The sequence below is a fragment of the Coleofasciculus sp. LEGE 07092 genome (assembly GCF_015207375.1).
Classification (GTDB): Bacteria; Cyanobacteriota; Cyanobacteriia; order Cyanobacteriales; family Coleofasciculaceae; genus LEGE-07092.
Map to the genome: position 1 here is coordinate 1 of NZ_JADEWY010000119.1, position 20887 is coordinate 20887.

Below are 20887 nucleotides of genomic sequence, written 5' to 3' on the forward strand. Positions count from 1 at the left end.
ACTCCCCACTCCCCCATTACCGGACGCATCCACTCCCTCGAAAGCTGCGGTACAGTCGATGGTCCGGGTATTCGTTTTGTCATCTTCACCCAAGGATGTCCCCTGCGTTGTCTGTACTGCCACAATCCCGATTGCCAAAGTATCGGGGATGGTACAGAGGTAACGGTTGATGAGTTAATTACAAAAGTGCAGAAATATCGCTCCTATATGCGCTTTTCTGGAGGTGGCGTTACCGTAACCGGGGGTGAACCCCTCATGCAACCGAATTTTGTCCGAGAAATCTTTCGGCGTTGCCAAGAACTAGGGATTCATACCGCCCTTGATACGTCAGGTTATGTGAATTTAAATGCCGCCAAATCCGTGCTGGATTATGTAGATTTAGTCCTACTAGATATTAAATCCTTCGATCCCCAGGTTTATTTTAAGATTACCAGCGTTTCCCTAGAACCTACCCTTCAATTTGCCAAGTATCTGAATGAGATTAAAAAGCCTACCTGGATTCGCTTTGTCTTAGTTCCCGGTCTTTCTGATAACCTGCAAACTATTGAGGGGTTAGCCAATTTTATCTCAACCTTGGAGAATGTAGAAAAAGTAGAAGTCCTTCCCTTTCACAAAATGGGTGAATACAAGTGGGAACAGCTTGGGTATAATTATCAGCTAAAGAATACGCAACCACCGACTCCAGCGCAAGTGCAACAGGTGATGGATATCTTTAAAAATTATGGTTTGAACGTGCAGTAAAATCAAGGTGCGAACTATGAGCGATAAAAAGGTTCTGTATTTATGCATATTCTGTCTGCTAAATATTTAAGGTAAATTGACAAGCGCTCATTGGTCAAACGAATCCATTGTTACCTAAAAACATCTCCATTAAAATAAAATTGGTGGAAGAATTAGTGAGGTTTTTACGAGAAAATAAAAAAGAAGTTCAGTTAGAGTACGGCTAACTGGGAATTATGAATTTATTATTTAATCGGACACAATTCGACCTTAGTGCAGGGGGGGTTAACCCATTGATTTGTGGAGAAGAAAACTATTCTATTTTAGTGATTGGCTACGGTAATACGTTACGGAGTGATGATGGTGTTGGTCAATGGGTTGCGGCTGAGGTAGAAGGGTGGGAGTTGCAGAACGTGCGATCGCTCCCCGTTCACCAATTAACCCCAGAATTAGCGGAGCTGTTGGCAAGTGCCAGTTCCGTTATCTTCGTCGATGCCTATCCCGCTTCCGAGGATGCCCTCGTGGAAGTTTGTCCCCTTGAGCCAGTGGATTCCAATAATTTTTCACTGGGACATATGAGCAACCCGCGATCGCTTTTAGCCCTGACTCAAGCCGTCTACGGTTGTACTCCCCAAGCCTGGCTCGTGGCAATACCAGCAGTTAACTTTCAGTTGGGTGAACGCTTCTCTCCCAAAGTCCAGCAGGGATTAGCAGTTGCTCTTGATAAAATTCGTAGGTTGCTTGGGGAGGTTTTTGAGCGTTCAGACGGGAAGGAGGATAACAGGCTAGTACGTCAAAGTTCGTATAAAGGATTCAATCATCTCTAGGAGTGAAGTTTTAAATCTCTAGGGTGAAGGGTGAATTTACTCTCAAAGACTATCACCAAAGCGAAGTAAGAGGAATGAACCATGGTAAAACCACTGAAACCCACTACCGATCCAGCCTACGATATCCTGCGCTCCGAACGCCAACCCCTCAGCTCATTCTTTGCACCGGAAAGCGTTGCCGTCATTGGTGCGACAGATAAAGCCGGAAGTGTGGGGCGAACTCTTCTGTGGAACCTAATCAGTAATCCCTTCGGCGGGACGATTTATCCCATTAATCCCAAGCGACATAGTGTTCTAGGAATTCCAGCCTACTCCAATATCACAGCCGTACCCGATCCAGTCGATCTCGCTATTATTGCCACTCCCGCACCCACCGTTCCCGGTGTAATCAGCGAGTGCGTGGAAGCGGGAGTCAAAAGTGCGATCATCATTTCTGCTGGCTTCAAAGAAATTGGTCAGGCGGGACTCGAGTTAGAACGGCAAATTCTGGAAAAAGCGCGGGGTAAAATGCGCATTATCGGTCCTAATTGCCTGGGCTTAATGAGTCCGCGCACCGGACTCAACGCCACCTTTGCCAGCACCATGGCGCGTCCGGGCAATCTGGCATTCATCAGTCAAAGTGGTGCCTTGTGTACTGCCGTTCTGGATTGGAGTTTTTGGGAAAACGTCGGTTTTAGTGCCTTTATTTCCATCGGTTCAATGCTGGATGTGAATTGGGGCGACCTGATTTACTACTTTGGTGACGACCCCCATACTCAGAGTATTGTTATATACATGGAATCGATTGGGGATGCTCGGTCATTCCTCTCAGCCGCCCGGGAAGTGGCACTGACCAAACCCATTATCGTGATTAAGACCGGTCGAACGGAAGCGGCGGCTAAAGCATCGGCGTCCCATACCGGTTCACTGGCTGGCAGTGATGATGTCCTTGATGCCGCCTTTCGTCGCTGCGGGGTAGTCCGTGTCAATACCATCTCCGAACTGTTCGATACCGCAGAGGTTCTCGCTAAACAGCCCCGCCGTCCCAAAGGACCGCGCATGACCATTATCACCAACGCCGGGGGACCGGGGGTGCTGGCAACAGACGCCCTGATTGGTACGGGAGGAGAACTCGCGGAACTCTCTCCAGAAACCATCGACGCCCTAGATAAAATCCTGCCCCCTCATTGGAGTCACGGCAACCCCATTGACATTCTCGGCGATGCCGACCCCCAGCGCTATACCAATGCCTTAGAAATTGCCGTTAAAGACCCCAATAGTGACGGTCTATTGGTGATTCTCACCCCCCAAGCCATGACTGATCCGACCCAGATTGCCGAACAGTTGAAACCCTACGCCCAGGCAACTAGTAAACCCGTTTTTGCAAGCTGGATGGGCGGATCGGAAACAAAGGCGGGTGAAACGTTACTTAACCACGCCAGTATCCCCACTTATCCCTACCCCGATGCGGCGGCTCGTTTGTTTAATTTAATGTGGCGGTACACTTATAATCTGCGGGGCATCTATGAAACGCCGATGCTGCCAACGGATGAAGAAGGAGGACCTGATCGCACTTTAGCGCAGACTATTCTCAAAACAGCACGGGATGAAGGTCGCACTATTCTCACCGAAGTTGAATCGAAACAGATTTTAGCTGCTTACAACATTCCAATTGTGCCAACCGGTATTGCTAAGAGTGAAGCTCAAGCGGTTGAGTTTGCCAACTCCATCGGTTATCCCGTCGTGGTGAAACTTTTTTCGGAAACGATTACCCATAAAACCGATGTGGGTGGCGTGCAGTTGAATCTCCGGGATGAAGAGGCTGTGGCGGTGGCATATCGTACCATTCAATCTTCTGTTACTGAGAAAGTTGGAGCCGAGCATTTCTTGGGGGTAACGGTTCAACCGATGATTGACCCTGATGGCGGCTACGAATTGATTATCGGCAGCAGTGTCGATCCGCAGTTCGGACCTGTTTTGGTGTTTGGTTCCGGCGGACAGTTAGTGGAAGTATTTAAAGACCGAGCGATCGCACTCCCCCCCCTCAACACTACCCTGGCGCGGCGCATGATGGAACAAACTAAAATCTACAAAGCGCTTCAAGGAGTGCGAGGACGCAAACCTGTAGATACGGGGACACTGGAGAAGATTATGGTGCGGTTCAGCCAACTCGTCGTTGAACAGCCGTGGATTAAGGAAATTGACATTAATCCTCTGTTAGCGTCGTCAGAGCGACTCACGGCACTAGATGCGCGAGTTGTCCTCCACGAAGCGGATGTGAGCGAAGAAAAACTTTCCAAACCTGCAATTCGCCCCTATCCGACTCAATATATCGCACCTTGGACGCTCAAAGACAACACTCCCGTCACCATCCGCCCCATCCGTCCAGAAGATGAACCGCTCATCGTTCAGTTTCACAAGACACTCTCCGAAGAAAGCGTCTATTTGCGCTATTTTAATTTGATGAAACTGAGTCGGCGAATTGCCCACGAACGGTTAACCCGCATCTGCTTTATCGACTACGATCGCGAAATGGCACTGGTTGCCGATTACAAGAATCCCGAAACCGGAGAGCATGAGATTATTGGGGTAGCTCGGTTGAGTAAAATGCATGGTGTTAATGAGGCTGAATTTGCCATGCTCATCAGTGACACCTACCAGCGTCGGGGGTTGGGGAGTGAGTTACTGCGGCGACTGGTAAAAATTGGTCGGGATGAAAAACTTGATCGGATCACGGCTCAGATTCTGGCGGAGAATACCCACATGCAGCGAGTCTCGGAAAAAGTCGGTTTCCACCTTCAGCGCGTTGCTGAAGATTTAGTTAAAGCGGAACTGGAGCTTTCATAGGGGCTACAGGGCAAACGCATCTTCATAAACATGGGCGAGAGTTTTCGATGATGAGTTCCACTCTGCCCATCATGTTTTAGAATGCAGACCTCTATCAGCAACGATTGTAGAAGACACCCAGACGATGGGGCTTTCTAAGTGGGAGTGAAAAGAACTGGCAACTGAAGAATTCAAACGTACAAAATGACGACTGAGACGCAATCTGTAGAATCAAAAATCCAAGATTACCCAGGCTGGTACAAGCGTTTGTTTGCTTGGCTGATGGCTCACGGTACTGCCAAGTACGAAGCCCAAATGGCTGACCAGAAGCAAGCCTTATTTTCTAATTTGCATGGCAATGTTTTAGAAATTGGTCCGGGAACGGGTCCCAATTTATCCTATTATCCGCCCGACATCCATTGGATTGGGATTGAACCGAACCCATTTATGCATTCCTATCTGAGGCGAGAAGCAGAACGGCTTGGCTTAGACATCGACCTGCGCCCTGGAACCGCTGAACGATTGGATGTCGAGGATAACAGTATAGACGCTGTTGTCAGTACGCTTGTTTTGTGTTCAGTCGATAATCTCGCCGTAACATTGCAGGAAGTCTTACGAGTTCTCAAGCCTGGTGGTCGTTTCTTTTTCCTTGAACACGTAGCTGCACCGCAAGGAACTGGGTTGCGGCGGGTACAACATTGGGTGCAACCCTTATGGAAAATTCTTGGTGATGGTTGCCGCCCCGATCGCGAAACCTGGGTAGCATTGGAGGAGGCGGGTTTTGAGCGAGTGGATTACCAGCATTTTCGGGCAGACATTCCTGCAATTGTTAGCCCACAGATTATTGGTGTTGCAACTAAGAAAGCTTGAATAAGGCTTGGGTCACATTTTGCATCGGTGAGAGCGATCGCTTCTGAAGGTTGTGCTATTCTTTTGACTACTCACCAACTCGATATTGCTGAGGAACTCTCAGACCGAGTGGCAATTATCCAAAAAGGCGAGATTATTGCTTCTTCCCCAACTCGTGACCTAATTCGCCAATTTTCCGGTACAGCGTACACCATTGAAGTAGAAGGGGAACTCGACTCAGCACGAGTTGAGGCGCTGCAAGCAGTCAGGAATCTCACCTTTACTCTGGGCGCACTCCACCAAATAGCGCTAGTTCAAATACCTTCATGTAACAGTCTACCTGAGTAAAGCCTAACTCCCTCAGCCAATCGCATTGGGTTTCTATAGGAGCAAGGATATTGGCAGATTTATCGGGTCTTTTGTAATACTCCTGTGCAATTTCTTCTTTAGACTGCTGTGAACCTTGGCGGCGATGAAATGCATAGAGAGAATCAATCATCAATTCCTCAAACGCTTCCTCAAGTAACTTAGAGTTTGAGGAAACGTGTTCGAGATTTATAAAGAGTCCTCCTGGTTGCAAAAGCCCGTATATTTCTTGATAAATTTCTTTCTTTCTCTCATCCGGCTGGTGGTGGATGGCAAAACCGGAAACAATCACATCAAAGGCGTCTTGCTCTCTAAAACAATCGACCCATGATTTCACGCCAAAGTCTTGCACGATGAAATCCAGATTTTCTAGCTTATCTACCTGTTGATTTTTGGCAGCTTTAATCATGGATTCTGAAAAGTCTAATAATACTCCTTTAGCATCGGGATATTTTGTGTGAATTGCTCTACCTAATATGCCATTCCCACACCCCAAGTCTAAAAACCTTCTGACTTGGGGTCTAACTTTTTGAATAACCCTCAGCATGAATTCAATTTGCTCGGTGGCTAGGGGAATAGCTCCCCGAACTCCTTCTAAGAAGGTTTTTGCAAGTTGCTCAGTTTTCCAAACTTCGTCGGCTCTTGTCATGGTTGAAGCAGCAGGCACTACGCCTAAACGGATTGGTGAATACATCGGTTTTCAGAGAGTGGACAAGATGCCCACCTCACAAGACTATTATTTTTGCTCTCATTGGGATACACCAAAGCGATCGCCACCAAAAAGCGCTGTCACCCTGACAGCGCTTTGAGGTCGTTTTCTCGCTAATACTTTTGTACTATATTTAGCCACCGATCTTTTGTGATGCTGCTCTGAACGTTATCGCTAGTAGGGCAGGTTGCTGCTAGCATAAGCATCCATTTGGTATGCGGGAGTGCGATCGCTGTAGTCGGTTTCTGTGCCAGTAACTGACTTCGCTAGCTGCTCAAACGAATCAGAATGCCAGTTGCGATCGTGAATGGGCTTTTTCTGTTCACCCCGGAAGTAAGCTTGGGTTCCCAGTACCGCAGCCGCAATCCAACCGACAATAAACAGTGCTATTAAAAGAATCATTTGCGTATCTCCGTTAACTTGTATTGCCTTATGTAAATAAATGTAACAAATAAAAACTGAAATCCTCAAGATGTGGATCAGGTGTGTTGTCCGAAGGTTGAGGTAGGGAGTTCCACACCGCTGCTCGTAATCGGAATTATTGGATTATGCGGTTAACGCGGGTTGCTTGGCTAAACGCCCATCTTCCATGTAGATAATTCGATCAGCAATATCCAAAATGCGGTTATCGTGAGTCACCAGCAAGATTGTGCATCCCTGTTGCTTCGCTAAGTCATGCATAATATCGACGACATCCCGTCCCGATTTTTTATCGAGGGCAGCGGTGGGTTCATCGGCGAGGACGATTTTGGGGTGGCTAACGAGAGCACGGGCGATCGCCACCCGCTGCTTTTGTCCACCCGATAGATCTGCCGGATAATAATTGATTCGCTCTTCTAAACCAACCTGCTTTAGCATTTCGGCAGCCCGACGGTGGCGTTCCTGCTTTGATAAGATGCCATGAACTTCTAACCCCATTTGCACGTTTTCAAGAGCGGTTAAGCTGCCGTGCAAATTGTGTGCCTGGAAAATATAGCCATTGTGTCGTCTTGCCTGTACCAACTCATTCTCACTGGCTTGGCAAAGCTCATGCCCTAAAATTTTCAGACTCCCCGACTGAGCTGATCGCAAGCCTCCTATTAGCGTCAGCAGAGTGGTTTTACCAGACCCAGAAGGACCGGTCATAATGATGATTTCACTGGCAAAAATCTCTAAATTGATGTCAAACAACACCTGTTTTCGGAGTTGTCCTGTACCAAAGTAGTGGTCAACTTGATGAAGAGAGATTACGGGTTGCTTAGTCATAGCTTGCCAAAAAATAGATCTCTAGAATATATCAGCCGGATCAGCGGCTTGTAGTCGGCGAGTGGCAACTGCACCGGATGCGCCGCACATCACAAAGGTGAGCAAGAGAACAATGATTGCCCGACTCACCGGCATTGCGAGGGGTAGGGCTGTAGCCGCCGCCGTGAGTTGATAGGCACCCAAGGCAATTCCTAAACCGGGCAAAAAGCCCAGCAGCGATAAGATTAGTGCCTCTTCAAAAATTACACCCAGTAGGTAAGTGTTGCGGTAGCCCATTGCTCTAAAGGTGGCATACTCAGCTAGGTGACTATTCACATCTGTTGACAGCACCTGGTAAACAATAACTACGCCGACGATAAAACCCATCCCTGTGCCTAAGTTAAAGACAAACCCAATCGGTGAGTTGGACTGAATCTCTGCAAGTTCAAAATCGATGTAGCCCTCGTTTGTCAGCACCTGTACATCATCTGGCAATCGCTCGGCTAGCGCAGCTTTTACCTGCTCTGGGTCATACTCTGGATCGAGATGGATTAGTCCCAAACTGACGGCTCCAGCATCGCGCTTGGGAAAGAGCCGTAAAAAGTTTTGGTCACTGGTAATGAGTGCGCCATCGTCAGCAAAGGATGCGCCGACTTCAAACAGTCCAGCTACGGTTACAGTTCGCAGACCAATTTCTGTCGTGACAGTATCTCCCTGCTCAACCTGGGCAATCATGTCCTGATAGTCACCCCGCGATGCTTGGTCAAACAAAACGATATCGGGTAGACGAATAGTGTCTAGCTGCTGGTTGACTTCAGGGAGGTTAAAGGCTATTCGCTCAGGATTTTGTCCGACTACCAGCATGGATGTTTTTTTGCGGGTTTGGGGATTTCGCCACTGCACTGAGCCAATGTATAAGGCATCGGTAGAAGCGACTCCTGGCACATCTTGAGCTTGGTAAAGTCGCCGTCGGGCAAAGGTTCGCAACTGTCCGAAGCTCTTAGCTTGGGGACTGATCAAAACTAGATCGGCTTGTAGGATGCGGGGATATTGGGTATTGGATTTATACAGGGCATCGGCAAACCCAAGCTGCATGAAAATTAGAATGTCGGCAAAGGTAATACCTGTGATCGCAGTTAATAGCCGCATTCGGTCATGTTTAAGCTGAAGTAATCCTAAGGGGGTGCGCTGTTGTAATGTTTTAATCAAGCCAAGCATGGCGGCAATTCTTGATTAGTGAGTTTGAATTGTGACCGTAACTTGTAAGTTGGTCAGTCCTGCCACTTTCTGACTAGAGTTCGGATCGAGACGGATGTGAACCTCAATGACTTTGGCATCAATGTTGGCAGCGGGGTCTTCATCGACGACCTGTTGGGGTTCTACTTGTAAGCCAACACGCTCGACTTTACCCTGAAGTGAGTCAGGAATTACAGGGGATGTAATCGTGGCAAGTTGACCCACCCGAATCTGAGGAATGTCGGTTTGGTAAACTTCCGCGATCGCTATCATCTGCTGGGTCTGTCCTAAAGTGACAATGCCGTGATCGGCAATTTTTTCGCCAGCATGGGTGTGAATTTTAATGATTTGACCAGCGCGGGGCGATCGCACTTCTGCTTGCTTCAAATTGGCTTTGGCTTCGGCAACGGAAGCGATTGCCGATTGCACTTCTGCTTGTGCCGCCTCTACATCCACAGAACGCACTTCTGCTAATTGATCGAGGGTAGCTTGTGCCTGTTGAATTTGCTCTTGGCTCGTAGTTTGAATCCGCCCTAACTCCGCTTGAGTCTCCTGTAGCTGTTGTTGAGCGGTGGTGTAAGTAAGGCGCTTGGCATCACGTTGAGACGTGGAAACTGCACCCTGCTGATACAACGATTCATATCGCTCATATTCGATGCGAGCATTCTGCACTTGTGCCTCCAACCGAGCGGTGGCAGCCCGTTGAGCCGCCAAATTGCCTGCCCGGTCTGCCTGAAGTCGGGCAATTTCAGCACGCTGCGCTTGCAGTTCGCCAGCTTTGGCTCCGGCTTGCACCTGTGCCAGTTTTGCTTGAGCAACCCGAACCTGTTGCTCGGCTTTTTGCAGGGATGCCTGCAAGCGATCGCGGTTATTCAAAATGGCAATTACCTGTCCTGCCTCGACGCGATCGCCCTCCTTAACCAACAGTTGATCAATTCGGCTTTCCTGAGTTGAGGTTGGAGCTGTGAGGTTAATCATTTCTCCTGCTGGCTCTAGTCGTCCCAATGCCGTCACCGTTGGGATTTCAGGCGCAACAGTGACATCGGTTTTAGCCTCCCTCATCTGAGTGGCTTGAAAGTGCCAGACTCGCCAAGCTGTAACTCCAGCCAGACCCAAAATTGCTGCGCCCGCAAACACCAGCCAACGGCGAGGCGCTTTTGTCGATGCCGCCTGATGGTTTAACACGTCTAAGTTCATAGACTCTCTCCCTATCAGAGAAAAGATTTATTTTTATTTTACTAAACGGTTTAGTAATGTCAACCACACGGTTTAGTAAAATAAAGAGTATGGATGGGGCTGAGTGTCCTTTCCATCCCTCCCCTTACCCACCCCTATCTATGGTGAATCGTTCCACTAAACCCAAGTCATCCGACCAATCGAGCAACGACAAACCAGACAAAGCGAAGGCAATCTTGGCAGGTGCCTTGCAAGTGTTTACGACAGATGGATACGTGGCTGCCAGTATGGATCGGATTGCATCGGCGGCAGGTGTGTCCAAACCCACCCTGTATAGCTATTTTCAAGATAAAGAGAGATTGTTTGTCGCCTCGATCGAGCAACTCACGCAAAACAGCCGTCAGATACTTTTCAGTTTGCCAACCACTCCTGACTTGCAAACTCCTCCTGACGAGGTTCTGCGCCAAATGGCAACTTCTGTACTAGAAGAGTTTTCTGGCAATCAAACGCTTTTGACCTTAATGCGGTTAATCATTGGCGAGTCGGAGCGGTTTCCTGAATTGGCTCAAACCTTTGTGCGCGAAATTCAAAAACCCCTGTTGGAACAACTTTCCCTCTACTTAGCCTCTCAACCCCAGCTTAAATTGAGCGATCCTATGGTCGCAGCACGGGTTTTTGTCGGTTCTATAGTCCATTACCTGATTGTTCAAAACATCATGCATGGTAGTGACATTGTGCCCTTAGAACGCGATCGCATGGTCAACGGTCTGATTCATATGTTGACAACTGTGGGTGAATCATAATAAAGCTGAGTGCTGGTGAATTGTGAATTACCTCTTGACAATTCAAAAATCCGCTGCCAACAATGCCCCTGTCTGCTTTGGAGTGACTAAGGTATTAGCGCAGAGGATACCCGATGCCGCAACCGCCGGCACCCCAATTCCTGGCATGGTGCTGTCCCCAACTCGGTACAACCCCCGAATCGGCGTTTGGCAACTGGGAAACATACCCTTGCCCGCCGCAATTGCCGGACCGTAAGTGCCTTGATAGCGGCGCAGATAATAGGAATGGGTGAGAGGAGTGCCGATGAGTTCTAAGACAATTCGCTCTCGAATATCAGGAATTACCTGTTCCAAAGCCCGGAATAAGGATTGCGATCGCACTTTTTTCTTCTCCTCATACCCCTCATCCCGTTGCCAACCTTCATAGGGTTCTAACGTATAGGTATGAACGACATGATGATCGGCTGGGGACAAACTGGCATCCCAAACCGATGGAATGGAAATCATGCAAGTATTTCCGGGTTCGGTAATATCCCGACTGGCATCGTGAACTACCACATGATGCCCCGTCAATTCCTCTAACCCCTCTGCCCGAATTCCTAGATGCAGGTGCATGAAACTATCAACGGCGGGGGTTTCTAAAGACTGTTTTCGGTAAGATGGGGGCAAGTCTTCTGGGCGCAATAGCTTACTATAGGTATCCCAAATCGTGGCATTAGAGATAATCACGGGTGCTTTGAGAACCTCTCCCCGTTGCAACCGCACGCCAACCGATTTATTACCTTCCACTAAAATTTGCTCAACATGGGCATTGAGGCGTAACTCACCCCCCCAGCGTTTCAACCCCCGCACTAAAGCATCGACAATTGCACCACTACCCCCAATTGGATATTCCACACCCGCACGGGAACGTTCCCCCAACATGAATGCCACCTCTGGGGCAATAGTACCGTGTGCTTTGAGTCCAGATAGAAGAAAGCATTCTAAGTCAATTAACCGCCGCACCCAAGGATCGGACACCGTTTCATCCATCACTTGACCAACGGAACTCTGGATAAGTCCCAGTTGGGGCAGTAATTTGAATAAGGAGGGAAGATAGTGTCTGAATAAGACGGGAATCAACTGCCAATCAGTTCTCAGGGCGATGGTTGGAATGTCTCGCAATCCTTCGTAGAGAGATAGCAGGCGTTTTTCAAATTCTGCCAGTTCCTTTGCGCCTTGGGGTGTCACCTGCGCCACCGCTTGCCGATAGCGTTCGGCATCACTATAAACGGGGAACGTGCCTTCGGGAAAGTGGTAATGTCCGAGAGGGTCATAAGGAACCGCTTGCAACGATTCTCCCAAAACGTCTAGCACTTGTCGCAAGGGGTTGAGACTGGGGCGTTGGTTGCTCAACCCGCAGTAAAATGAGGGACCAGAATCGAATTCAAATCCCCGTCTTTGAAAACTATGAGCGGCACCACCGGGAATGGCGTGACTTTCGCACACTAGCACCCGCTTCCCGTAACGGGCTAGTAAGGCAGCAGCCGTTAACCCGCCAATTCCGCTACCAATGACAATAATATCTAGGCTCATTACCCAGCTATTCTCAATTTCATTAAGCCTAATTGTACCTCCCTCATCCTTCAAGTCGGAAGACTCGGAAAGTTCCGTGGAAACAACTCCCGAACTTAAGTTTGAACTATTGGAGTAGGACCCAACCAGTTTTGTAAAATAGTGTATTTTACGACCTTCCTGATCAAGAAGGAGTAAAAGGCTCATTGGTGACAGCAACTTTAGAGTCAGTGAGGTACATTCATCTATAGCGTTTCTCTACCGGGTGAGGTACACCCTGATGAAAGCAGGAAGTAGGGAGTAGGGAGTAGGACTGTACCTCATGTCAGAGAGAACCGCTATATCTATGCTCTGGCTACTCAAAAAAAATCTGTGTTTACCCTTAAAGACGCATTCTTTGCCTTAGTTCTCATCGCCCTATTAATTCTTGTCGGACGATTCATTAAACAAAAAGTTTTCTGGCTGCAAAAGTTATATTTACCCGAATCAATTGTAGCGGGTGTTGTAGCACTCTTGCTGGGTCCAGAAGTTTTAGGAGCAATTGTCACCAGTATTTTTGGCTCAGATACTCTCCTCTCAAACGGAGTATTTTCTGAGCCGATCCGCTTGGTTTGGTCACAAGCTCCTGGAGTTTTTATTAACGTCGTGTTTGCCGCCCTATTTTTAGGAGAATCCATTCCTAGTCTCCGAGAGATTTGGCAAAAAGCAGCACCACAAGTTGTCTTTGGTCAAACCTTGGCTTGGGGTCAGTATGTCACGGGAATTTTGGTAACAATGCTCGTATTGACCCCCTTCTTTGGACTCAATCCAATTGCTGGATCGTTGATTGAAATCGCCTTTGAAGGCGGACATGGAACAGCAGGTGGCATGGCGAAAACGTTCGTAAAATTGGGATTTGAAGAGGGAGCAGATTTAGCGCTGGGGTTAGCAACAGTTGGAATTGTTTCTGCCATTATCATTGGTACAATACTGGCAAACTGGGGTAGAAAAAAAGGATACATTCCGACTGTTAATCAAGAGGCTGAAGAACCCGATGAACTCCCAGAACTCCATTCCCAGGAAAGTCCTCACGTCAGACGGCGCAGATCTCGGCTGATGCGTGACCTTTTAATTGACCCATTATCTCTTAACTTGGGTTTTGTCGGAATTGCGATTGTTTTGGGATGGCTGATTCTTGAAGTCCTTACTCAAATTGAGGCGCTAACTTGGGGGAAAACTGGCTTTCAATTAATGATTTATGTGCCGCTATTTCCCATGGCTTTAATTGGTGGCATCCTCTTGCAGTTGGTGATGGAACGCAGAGGACTGAGTCCTCTGATTATTGAACCGTTGATGAAGAATATTGCCGGTGTGGCACTGGATGTGGTGATTGTTGCAGCCTTAGCCTCTATTTCCTTATCAGTACTGGGGAGTAATCTTGCACCTTTCTTGATTCTCAGTGTTGTCGGTATCACCTGGAATGTTCTGGCATTCATCTATTTGGCACCGCGTCTGATTCCTAGCTATTGGTTTGAAAGGGGAATTGGGGATATGGGCCAGTCTATGGGGGTAACAGCAACAGGCATTTTACTGCTACGCATGGTTGATCCAGATAACCGCTCTGGAGCCTTTGAAAGTTTTGCCTATAAACAACTGTTTTTCGAGCCAATTGTTGGAGGGGGTTTGTTTACCGCAGCAGCCCCTGCTTTATTAGCAAAGTTTGGCTCGGTGACTGTACTTTTAATCACGGGGGGACTGTTAGCCTTTTGGCTAGTAATGGGGTTTTTCGTCCTCAAACCGACATGGAATGGGAATCAAAATCAATGACCCATGACTCCCTATGCTTAACTTAAATCAACTGAGTATCAAGACTAGGTTATAAATTTTACTGCACTATAGTGTTTACCGTTGAGATGTAAACACTATACCGCTCAGGGGATTTCAGATTCCCTGAGAGCTTCCTAGAAGTAATCGTCACAGAGAATTATTTCTATCTATCGCCGTCTATCTTGCAACTTGCGATAAACCTCCCGGACATCAACTTGGTGATGCGCCAACGCTACCAACGTGTGATAAAACAAATCTGCTACCTCAGACGCGATCGCATCCTTATCATCATCCTTACACGCCATCACCACCTCAGCCGCTTCTTCCCCAATCTTCTTGAGAATCTTATTATCCCCACCGTTAAATAACTTGCAAGTATATGATCCTTCAACAGGATTATCCCGGCGATCGCAAATAACTTCAAACACCTGAGATAAAGTATCCGCTGGCGGTGCTGCCTTTTGCCCCTCAACCTTGTGGAAGCAACTGCGTTCCCCCAGATGGCAGGCAATATCCCCCACCTGCTCTACGCTAATCAGTAGGGTATCACTGTCACAGTCATAGCGGAGCGATCGCACCTTCTGCAAATGTCCAGAGGTTGCCCCTTTGTGCCATAATTCTTGACGAGAACGACTCCAAAACCAGGTTTCTCCGGTTTCTAAAGTTTTCTGCAACGATTCCCGATTCATCCAAGCCATCATCAACACTGTACCATCCAGATAATCCTGGATAATGGCAGGAACGAGTCCCTGATCGTTATAACAGATTTTCTCAACAGGAATCGCTTGGCTGGAAACAGAGGATGCAGTCGATGACATAGTAGAGTAACTTAGCGAACGATAATAAATAACTTAGCAGTTGTCGGTTCTATCGTGGTCACTGATATTCAACCGATACGAAGTGATACCAAGTTGCCGATTAATGGCGTAATGAGAGAAATTTCCTACTCCCTACTCCCCTTCTCCACGTTACGGCTTAGAACGCAACTTAGTATTAGATAGACCCTTGTTGATCACCCCAACGGGATTAAACTTGTGCTAAGAAAGGAGTCGATTTAATAGTAGTAGCTGAGAGTCGCCAATAATGAAGAGACAAGCCCAACTCTATTTATTCTATTGTACATTATTCTCTGCATTAAGTATTACATCAACCGCGACCCAAGCACAAGAATTAAACAATAACACCTTAACCCAACTCGGATCAGCATCGGATTTAAGAATTACCCCCCGAATAGGAGTGGGTTACAACACCTCAGGTGCTGGCTACGACGGCTTTACCCGTTTCGAGGGCTTTGTTCCTCTCCTACAAACTCCTGGTAGTACTTTAACATTCCTACAGGGACAATTGCTGCTCGATAACGCCTCCCACTTGGGCGGGAGTATTATGTTAGGACATCGTTTTTACAACCTAGATGCTAACCGAATTTTTGGTGGGTATCTGGCGTATGATAATCGTAATACGGGTAAAACTACCTTTCATCAATTGGGTATCGGCGTGGAAAGTGTCGGTACAATTTGGGATTTTCGTCTGAATGGTTATATCCCGATTGGAGATACTCGCCAAGTTGTTGAAGAAAGAATTTTTGATACGGGGTTACAACTAACAAACCTTTTCTTCCAAGATCATTTTTTAGTGCAACAAGCCCAACGAGAACGTCAGGAAGTGCGTTACTTAGAAGCGGCAATGGCTGGGGTTGACGTAGAAGCCGGGGCGAGACTGGCTCAATGGGGTACGGATGGGGAGTTGCGGGCTTATGGAGGGCTTTACTATTATGACGCAGCGGGTACAGAGGGTAGTTTAGGTTGGCGAGTGCGACTGGATATTCGTCCCACCAATAGTCTGAATTTTGGTTTAGCGTTTCAAGAGGATGAATTGTTTGGAACCAATGTTTTATTTAGTGTGGGAGCTACCCTTGGAGGGAGGCGTTACTCTGAGGAAAGTGACTCAAATTCTGTCTGGGCGCGAATGGACGAATCGGTCATGCGTACAGCTACCATTACCGTAGATGGGCAAACAGAATTCGAGGAAACCTTTCAAGAACCAACAACAATCCGGGCAACGAATCCTTTAACAGGTAAACCCTACTTTTTCCAGCAGGTAAACCTCCAAAGTACTGGGGGGAATGGAACAGCAGAAAATCCTTTTGGCACGATTGCAGCCGCGCTGAATGAAGCACAAACAGATCATATTGTTTATGTGCAAGGAACAACTGCTCCTGAAATTCCTGGTTTCACCATTCCTGATGGTGTATCGGTTTTGTCTACAGCACCCGTACAAGAGATTGATACCGTAACATTTGGTCGAGTCTCGTTACCGCAGTCTGGGAGTGGTACGATTCCCAGTGTCAGGGGTACGGTAAACATGGGTAATGATACGGTTCTATCTGGGTTTTCTATTACCAGTGATAATAGCTCTGGTATTCGGGCAACAAATATCAGTAATGCCGAGATTCGAGAGAGTCAAGTTACCACAGCCGCAACGGGAATAGCTGGCATTTTCATTGAAAATTCTACAGGAACTATTCTGCTTTCAGAGGTTGAGATTAATAGCACGGCAGGAGCTGTTATCGAAGCAAATACTATTAATACGCTTGAGGTAAAAAATAGCACTTTAACCAGCAGTAATTCTGACACCAATGGCATCACATTTGATGGAGTTAGCGGCGCAGTTAATATCAGCGATAGCGCCATTACAGTGACGAATCCCATTGAACAGGGTATTGCGGTGGCAAACGTCAGTGGTGAAATTAATATTGCTGCGAATGAAGGGAGTCAAATTACCACAGGTTTGGCGGGAACCTCTGGTATATCTGTGCAAGATACGACGGGTTCTGTTCGGCTTTCGGGATTTGATATTACCAGCACAGTGGGAGCCGTTATCGAGGGGAATACGATTAATAATCTTGAGATTAGCAATAGCAGCCTCACTAGCATCAATTCCAATAAAAGCGGACTAAATTTTAATGAAGTTAATGGCGTAGTTACAATTAGTGATAGCACCATTACCGTGACAAATCCCAATCAAAATGGCATTGCAGCAACAAATATTAGTGGTACGCTCAATATTACGGCGAATGAAGGGAGTCAGATTACCACAGCTTCAGATGGAGTTGCCGGAATTTTGGTGGAAAACTCTACAGGTGCTGTGGCGCTTTCGGGATTGGAGATTAGTAGTACTGGGGGTTCTGCGTTTCAGGGAAACCAGGTAAATAATGTTGCGATCGCTAATAGTACCCTTACTAGTTCCAATTCAACCACAGGTGGCATTTCTCTTCAGGGGGTAGCGGGTACAGTCGAGATTACCGATAGTACGATTACTATTACTGATCCAGTTAATAATACCAATGGTATCTCACTTAGCGATGTCATGGGAACTGTGACGATCGCCGCGAATCAAGGCAGTGAAATCACTGCGCCAAATTTCGGGATTGAACTTACCAATTCACCAACGGGAGTGTTTGATATTTCTGGATTAACAATTACGGATTCCCAAGACAGCGGGATTTTTGGGCAAAACTTGGGCGGTGTGACGTTTCAGGGAAATACGATTCGTCAGGCAACCAATCAAGGTATAGCTTTGAATAACGTTGATGGGACAGTTGCGATCGCAGGTAATACAATTACTAATACGGGTTCTGATCGGACAATTCAGCTACCCAATGGCGATACTATGTCTACTGGACAAGGCATCGCTTTTGCCAACACAACTGGACAAGTTGACCTGACTATTTCGGATAATAATCAAATTAGCGATAATTTTAATGATGCCATTCTCCTGAGTTTTAGTGGAGATGCTGTTGCTAGCAATGTCACAATTGCTGGAAATACGCTGGAGAACAATGGCGGGACTTCACCAGTTCGGGGTGATGGTATTGCTATTGCTCTAGATAATAATGCGATTGTCGATAATTTAATGATATCAGATAATAAGCTTCAGGGGAATGGAGACGAGGGGATTGACATTCGCCTTGGCTCCTTTGGTATTAGTAATGCTCGACTGAAAAATGGTATTATCAGTAACAACATTATCGAAGATAATAATCAAATTGGTATTAACATTTTGACGGCTAACGGTGCCACTCAACAGTTAACTATTACACAGAACATCATCAACAATAGTGGTCAAGAAGGCATTAATATATTAGCGGCTGAAAGTGCCAATCAAAAATTAACGATTAGTGAAAATGAAATTAACGACAGCCGTGGTCAAAGTATTTTTATCCAAACTCTTGTTAATAGCCAGACAGTTGCCGATATCCAGGGGAATACTTTATCAAACAGTGGCAGTGGTATTGTTGATTTTAGAGCAAATTCTATCGCCCCTAACAGCACATTCTGCTTAAATTTGAAAGATAATACCAGTCTGCCTAACGTCTTCAACATCAATTATGAACTTAATAATTTTGGTGCAACATTTTTGGTTGTCGATTTGGCAAACATTAATCTCAACAACACCCCAAACGGTTCTGTTACCTTTCCAGCCGCTCCTTTAGGCAATCTGACAACGCTGACAGCTTGTCCTTAAGGGGATACGCAAGTATCCTTAGAGAAATAATTTATGGTAAAAAAAGCCATAACTTACTGGGCAATAACGACAGACCCAGAAATGATGCCGGAGAATTCTAGTTCTTTCGTAATGACCAATCTTCAATGGAATTTGAAGAAGATTTTAGGGTTCTTCCGTACTTAGTGTGCTAATTTAATCTGAAATTTCCTTGAAAGCTTTCTGGATGCGATTGCGAAAATTCTGGTTCTTCCGTACTTAGAGCCTATCCGCAAAATCCGTTACGCTGTAAAAAGTGTCGTGTAACTCACCTCTTGCACCATTGTCAGTAAACCCGAAAATCCGCCCGGAGTCCAAACTCCAGGCTAATAGCTCAAGTCCATTGAAATGGACTGAAAGTCTTGTAGAGTCAGTATTTAGTCCTCATAGCGAGGACTTTATCTACGAGACAGTGGTTTAAAGCACTGGCGGTTAGTGAGACTGGTACAAGATCTGAAATGTAACTGACATCTTGCACCTTTGTCGATAAGCCCGAAAATCCGCCCGGAGTTCAAACTCCAGGCTAATAGCTCAAGTCCATTGAAATGGACTGAAAGTCTTGTAGAGTCAGTATTTAGTCCTCATAGCGAGAACTTTATCTACGAGCTAGTGGTTTAAACCACTGGCGGGTTGTTGCGACTGGTGCAAGTTATCAGGTGGGCAGTCGTAATATGCAGAACTTCGATTTACTGAAAGCGTTGGGTCAGGTGGATAAGCCGATACTGCTAAAGCGGGGACTCTCGGCGACAATTGAAGAATTTGTGATGGCGGCAGAATATATTCTCAGCCACGGTAACTCTCAAGTGGTGCTGTGCGAACGGGGAATTCGCAGTTTCGATAGTTATACCCGTAATGTTTTGGATTTAGGGGCGGTTGTTGCCCTGAAGCAGTTGACGCATTTGCCTGTAATTGTAGACCCTTCTCATGCGGTTGGGAAGCGGGAATTAGTGGCACCTTTAGCAAAAGCGGCAGTGGCGTCGGGTGCAGATGGATTGATGATTGAATGTCACCCGGAACCGGAAAAATCGGTTTCAGATGCGCGTCAGGCACTGTCGTTGGCAGATATGGTGCAGTTGGTTCACAGCTTACAACCTATAGCCGCCGCAGTGGGACGGCAGATTGGGGAAACAGAAACTTTGCCTGAATTAGCGATCGCATCCTGATACGAGTTGGAGAGGCAATCAAACCGTTGGCTCTCCATATCCTGATTACTACCCTAATTCTGGGTAGCGGTGGATCGCTGACTAAAAGATTATCGAGTGGGTTTCGGAGCAGCAACAAACCATTAATAGGAAAAACCGGAGAGTGACAGAAGAGGGATAAACCTCAACTCTATCTCTACGTTATCCCGAATTTTTTTAGTGCAGCTTCTGCGGCACGTTTCTCAGCATCTTGTTTGCGGCGTCCCTTACCTTTTCCATAAGGTTCGCCATTCACCCGCACTTCAGCAGTAAATTCTTTAGCATGATCCAGACCCGACTCATCAATAATAAAATATTCAGGGTTTTTGCCAGATTTTGCCAACGCCCACTGCTGAAACCGTCCCTTAGAGTCTACTAAATTTTTGGGGGCGGTATCGGATTGCCCAAAAACAATACTGTCAGCTACATCTCGGAAAAGTGGGTGGACAAACTGGCGAACGGCTTCAATCCCGGATTCCATAAAATAGGCGGCAATATAGGCTTCAAAGGTATCACTAAGTAAGGATGGATTTTGCTGCCCTCCCTCTTTAATTGCACCTTTACCCAGCCGCATTAAGTCACCGATGCCTAGCTGCGTAGCAAATTTAGAAAGTTGCTTTTCGTCTACCAAATTAGAACGCAGGCGAGTCAGTTGTGCTTCACTCATATCGGGGTAACGCTTATAGAGAAGTTCACCGACTACGAAACCGAGTACAGCATCACCGAGGAATTCTAATCTCTCGTTATCTTCCCCTGCGTCAGGGTTTTCGTTGACGTAGGAACGGTGAGTGAGGGCATTCAGCCGGAGTTTTTGATCTTGGATGTGTGGAAGTTCAGACATTTGTTTTTACTGATTAGGGAAGTGAACTAATTGAAAGGAAAGCTTATAAAAGCAAGCTCAGTAGCTTACTTATAAGCACTACTCCTGCTTGTGAAGGAGAGTAGGATGATTAGTTTATTCTCAGGTTTTGGAAAATATACAACCCACATTCCGCACTTCAATATGTAGTATAACTGAAGTATGAGGGGCGATCGCTAAACGATCCAAATAATCAAGTAAAAGTACTCAGTTGACTAAGAGTTCGCGTCAGATTGACGCGAACTCGTTCT

The 20887-nt window shown here is 46.7% G+C and carries 16 protein-coding genes and 2 pseudogenes; 10 read left to right on the top strand and 8 right to left on the bottom strand.

The window, feature by feature from the left end; translation table 11 throughout:
* The first annotated feature begins 15 nt into the window (after nucleotides 1-15).
* The 5 genes from pflA (at nucleotide 16) to IQ257_RS30320 (ending at nucleotide 5549) form a co-directional block, all read left to right on the top strand.
* Nucleotides 16-741, top strand: a complete 726-nt coding sequence (pflA, locus tag IQ257_RS23270) for a pyruvate formate-lyase-activating protein (RefSeq protein ID WP_193880989.1) — start codon at nucleotides 16-18, stop codon at nucleotides 739-741.
* 215 nt (nucleotides 742-956) lie between these two features.
* Nucleotides 957-1547, top strand: coding sequence for a hydrogenase maturation protease (locus IQ257_RS23275; protein ID WP_193880986.1), 591 nt, complete (start codon nucleotides 957-959; stop codon nucleotides 1545-1547).
* Between the two features lie 81 nt (nucleotides 1548-1628).
* On the top strand, nucleotides 1629-4373 hold the full coding sequence (locus tag IQ257_RS23280; protein WP_193880982.1) for a bifunctional acetate--CoA ligase family protein/GNAT family N-acetyltransferase: 2745 nt from the start codon (nucleotides 1629-1631) through the stop codon (nucleotides 4371-4373).
* A gap of 183 nt (nucleotides 4374-4556) precedes the next feature.
* Complete coding sequence (locus tag IQ257_RS23285; RefSeq protein ID WP_193880979.1) at nucleotides 4557-5222, top strand: class I SAM-dependent methyltransferase; 666 nt, start codon at nucleotides 4557-4559, stop codon at nucleotides 5220-5222.
* Nucleotides 5223-5285: 63 nt separating this feature from the next.
* Nucleotides 5286-5549 (top strand): hypothetical protein, encoded by a 264-nt coding sequence (locus IQ257_RS30320; RefSeq protein WP_228060958.1) that lies wholly within the window; start codon nucleotides 5286-5288, stop codon nucleotides 5547-5549.
* On the opposite strand, the gene IQ257_RS23295 is transcribed toward IQ257_RS30320, so the two are convergent.
* The 5 genes from IQ257_RS23295 to IQ257_RS23320 all read right to left on the bottom strand — a co-directional run bounded on the left by IQ257_RS23295 (nucleotide 5482) and on the right by IQ257_RS23320 (nucleotide 9933).
* A complete protein-coding gene (locus IQ257_RS23295) occupies nucleotides 5482-6261 on the bottom strand; it encodes a class I SAM-dependent methyltransferase (protein WP_228060959.1) in 780 nt (259 codons plus the stop codon). The genes IQ257_RS30320 and IQ257_RS23295 overlap by 68 nt on opposite strands.
* Before the next feature lie 189 nt (nucleotides 6262-6450).
* The gene (locus IQ257_RS23305; RefSeq protein ID WP_193880970.1) at nucleotides 6451-6678 is read right to left on the bottom strand and encodes a photosystem II protein, Psb35-related; all 228 of its coding nucleotides are present in this window, start codon (nucleotides 6676-6678) and stop codon (nucleotides 6451-6453) included.
* Nucleotides 6679-6822: 144 nt separating this feature from the next.
* Nucleotides 6823-7521, bottom strand: coding sequence for a DevA family ABC transporter ATP-binding protein (locus tag IQ257_RS23310; protein WP_193880968.1), 699 nt, complete (start codon nucleotides 7519-7521; stop codon nucleotides 6823-6825).
* Nucleotides 7522-7542: 21 nt separating this feature from the next.
* Entirely contained in the window at nucleotides 7543-8718 is a 1176-nt protein-coding gene (devC, locus tag IQ257_RS23315) for an ABC transporter permease DevC (RefSeq protein WP_193880966.1), read from the bottom strand.
* Between the two features lie 15 nt (nucleotides 8719-8733).
* Nucleotides 8734-9933 (bottom strand): ABC exporter membrane fusion protein, encoded by a 1200-nt coding sequence (locus tag IQ257_RS23320; protein ID WP_193880964.1) that lies wholly within the window; start codon nucleotides 9931-9933, stop codon nucleotides 8734-8736.
* A gap of 56 nt (nucleotides 9934-9989) precedes the next feature.
* Here IQ257_RS23320 and IQ257_RS23325 point away from each other — a divergent pair, with 56 nt between their 5' ends.
* Nucleotides 9990-10715, top strand: coding sequence for a TetR/AcrR family transcriptional regulator (locus IQ257_RS23325; protein ID WP_228060960.1), 726 nt, complete (start codon nucleotides 9990-9992; stop codon nucleotides 10713-10715).
* Between the two features lie 42 nt (nucleotides 10716-10757).
* Here the strand turns inward: IQ257_RS23325 and IQ257_RS23330 are convergent, their stop codons facing one another.
* Entirely contained in the window at nucleotides 10758-12269 is a 1512-nt protein-coding gene (locus IQ257_RS23330; RefSeq protein WP_193880710.1) for a phytoene desaturase family protein, read from the bottom strand.
* Between the two features lie 351 nt (nucleotides 12270-12620).
* Here IQ257_RS23330 and IQ257_RS23335 point away from each other — a divergent pair, with 351 nt between their 5' ends.
* On the top strand, nucleotides 12621-14054 hold the full coding sequence (locus tag IQ257_RS23335; RefSeq protein WP_193880707.1) for a sodium/glutamate symporter: 1434 nt from the start codon (nucleotides 12621-12623) through the stop codon (nucleotides 14052-14054).
* A gap of 167 nt (nucleotides 14055-14221) precedes the next feature.
* On the opposite strand, the gene hisIE is transcribed toward IQ257_RS23335, so the two are convergent.
* Nucleotides 14222-14872, bottom strand: coding sequence for a bifunctional phosphoribosyl-AMP cyclohydrolase/phosphoribosyl-ATP diphosphatase HisIE (gene hisIE / locus IQ257_RS23340; protein WP_193880703.1), 651 nt, complete (start codon nucleotides 14870-14872; stop codon nucleotides 14222-14224).
* A gap of 265 nt (nucleotides 14873-15137) precedes the next feature.
* Between hisIE and IQ257_RS23345 the strand changes: the two genes are divergently transcribed.
* From IQ257_RS23345 to IQ257_RS23355, 3 genes and pseudogenes are all read left to right on the top strand, one after another.
* A complete protein-coding gene (locus IQ257_RS23345) occupies nucleotides 15138-18578 on the top strand; it encodes a beta strand repeat-containing protein (RefSeq protein ID WP_193880699.1) in 3441 nt (1146 codons plus the stop codon).
* A 17-nt stretch (nucleotides 18579-18595) separates the two neighbouring features.
* Nucleotides 18596-18728, top strand: a pseudogene (locus IQ257_RS23350) (IS701 family transposase); the annotation flags it as partial.
* 521 nt (nucleotides 18729-19249) lie between these two features.
* Nucleotides 19250-19759, top strand: a pseudogene (locus tag IQ257_RS23355) (N-acetylneuraminate synthase family protein); the annotation flags it as partial.
* A gap of 175 nt (nucleotides 19760-19934) precedes the next feature.
* Here the strand turns inward: IQ257_RS23355 and rnc are convergent.
* Nucleotides 19935-20618, bottom strand: a complete 684-nt coding sequence (gene rnc, locus IQ257_RS23360; protein ID WP_193880696.1) for a ribonuclease III — start codon at nucleotides 20616-20618, stop codon at nucleotides 19935-19937.
* Nucleotides 20619-20887: the final 269 nt, after the last annotated feature.